This is a genomic window from Streptomyces sp. NPDC047453 (assembly GCF_040643155.1).
In the GTDB taxonomy this organism is placed as follows: Bacteria; Actinomycetota; Actinomycetes; order Streptomycetales; family Streptomycetaceae; genus Streptomyces.
Genome location: NZ_JBEYTS010000182.1, coordinates 1 through 1349, shown reverse-complemented (window position 1 = coordinate 1349; position 1349 = coordinate 1). Strand labels below are relative to the sequence as shown.

The window sequence follows — 1349 nt, the reverse complement described above, 5'->3', positions numbered from 1 at the left end:
CGGCGACCTCAGGACCGGGGCGAAGGTACCCAGGGACGGGCAGGTGCGGGCGGGCAGCAACACCAAGGCATTCACGGCCGTGGTCGCGCTGCAGCTGGTCGCCGAGAAGAAGATCGCCCTGGACGCCCCCGTCGACACCTACCTGCCCGGCCTGCTGCGCGGTGAGGGCATCGACGGACGCCACATCACCGTCCGCCAACTCCTCCAGCACACCAGCGGCCTGCCCGAATACGTGGACAAGCGCGCGATCCTCGAGGATCCGCAGAGGTACTACGAGCCGCGCGAGCTCCTCGCCAGCGCACTCGCACAGAAGGCCCACTTCTCCCCGGGCGCGAAGTGGGAGTACAGCAACACCAACTACCTGGTCGCGGGCCTGATCATCCAGAAGGTCACCGGCCGCCCGCTGGGCGAGGAGATCAACCGGCGCATCGTCGACCGCATCGGACTGCGCCACACCTACTTCCCCACCCCCGGAGACATGACCATCCACGAGCCCCACCCCAAGGGCTACCACCGGGACACGGCCGACTCGCCCTGGCGCGAGGTCACCGAACTCGACCCGTCCTGGGGCTGGGCCGCGGGTGCGGTGATCTCCACCAACAGCGACCTCAATCGCTTCTACACCGCCCTCCTCGACGGCAAACTCCTGCCCCGGGCCCAGCTCACCCAGATGCGCACCACCGTTCCCGCAGAGGCGGCCGGCCCGGGTGTCCGTTATGGACTGGGCCTGACCAGCACGCCGTTGCCGTGCGGCGGCGTCTACTGGGGCCATGGCGGCACCATTCCGGGATACGCCACCTTGGGAGGTGTCACGGAGGACGGCCGTGCGGTCAACATCGCACTGACCGCCATCCCGGCCGACAGCGCCACCGAACAGCACGCGCAGACCGCCGTCGAAACGACCCTGTGCCGCTGAAAGCCTCACTGCCCCAACCGGAAAGCCGCCGCTCCCGCACCGCGGCCGCAGACGCCCGATGAGGGCGGGTCAGGCCGGTGGGCGGGCCCCTGCCGCCATCGGCGCTTGACGGTATCGGTCGCCGCTCCCGCTCGCGGGAACGGCGACCGATACCCCGGCGGGCCCGTGCTCACGAGCGTCGCCAGGCCACCGGAGCGACGGGCCGTCCGACATGGCCCCACATCCTGCAAGAGCCCGTATCTGGGTCCCGGAGTCGGAATCCGCCACCGTCACCGGGGCGCGCACCGACTCGCTCATCGCTTGCTCTTCACTGTCACGACAGGAGTTGTTCCATGCACGCACGTGTATCGCCGAGGTTTCGTCCCACTCTTTCGCGAGGTGGCGGGCGTAAGGCCTTGCTGGCCGTGACCGTGCTCACTGGAGCCGTCATGAC

1 protein-coding gene is annotated in these 1349 nt (G+C 69.4%); it reads left to right on the top strand.

The genetic code is table 11. From position 1 onward, the window contains the following. The coding region (locus tag ABZ818_RS42805) for a serine hydrolase domain-containing protein (protein WP_361427759.1) at window positions 1-916 on the top strand (916 nt) is incomplete at its 5' end. Between the last annotated feature and the right edge of the window lie 433 nt (window positions 917-1349).